This is a genomic window from Pantoea sp. C2G6, assembly GCF_051336815.1.
Classification (GTDB): Bacteria; Pseudomonadota; Gammaproteobacteria; order Enterobacterales; family Enterobacteriaceae; genus Pantoea.
The window spans coordinates 1-653 of the sequence record NZ_JBGMNJ010000040.1; the positions used below are offsets into that span (position 1 = coordinate 1).

Genomic DNA, 653 nt, shown 5'->3' on the forward strand with positions numbered 1-653 from the left:
CGCTTAGTCGCTTAACCTCACAACCCACAGGCGTTTTTCAACGCTGTAAGCTGCAAGCATTTGAGAGACTCGAACGCGTCGTGTTTTTCATTCTTATTACGGAGAATGAAAACGACGCGTCGTTTCAATTTTCAGCTTGTTCCGGATTGTTAAAGAGCATAATACTTCGCAGCACACCGTTGCCGGTACGCTCTGAAGTATTCAGAAAAACAGTATGGTGGAGCTAAGCGGGATCGAACCGCTGACCTCCTGCGTGCAAGGCAGGCGCTCTCCCAGCTGAGCTATAGCCCCATACAGTTACCGCAGAGACCGCTACTACCACTCAACCGAGTTACATTCTTCCTAAGAAGGATGTAATTTCTTTTCAGGCAAGGCAAAGGGTCGCGACGTATAGTTCACTATACGAGCGGCGCTTTAACGCAGCATGAGAAGAAATTTGGTAGGCCTGAGTGGACTTGAACCACCGACCTCACCCTTATCAGGGGTGCGCTCTAACCACCTGAGCTACAAGCCTGTAGAGGTTTTTTCTGCTCGTTACTTTTTATCAGACAATCTGTGTGAGCACTGCGCGGGAAGGTATCTTCAGGTAAGGAGGTGATCCAACCGCAGGTTCCCCTACGGTTACCTTGTTACGACTTCACCCCAGTCATGAA

The 653-nt window shown here is 49.3% G+C and carries 2 tRNA genes and 1 rRNA gene; all 3 read right to left on the reverse strand.

From position 1 onward, the window contains the following. Positions 1-215 precede the first annotated feature (215 nt). Positions 216-291, reverse strand: a tRNA-Ala gene (locus ACCW71_RS20545). A gap of 146 nt (positions 292-437) precedes the next feature. Continuing rightward, a tRNA-Ile gene (locus tag ACCW71_RS20550) sits at positions 438-514 on the reverse strand. A gap of 73 nt (positions 515-587) precedes the next feature. Next, positions 588-653 (reverse strand): 16S ribosomal RNA (locus ACCW71_RS20555); the annotation flags it as partial.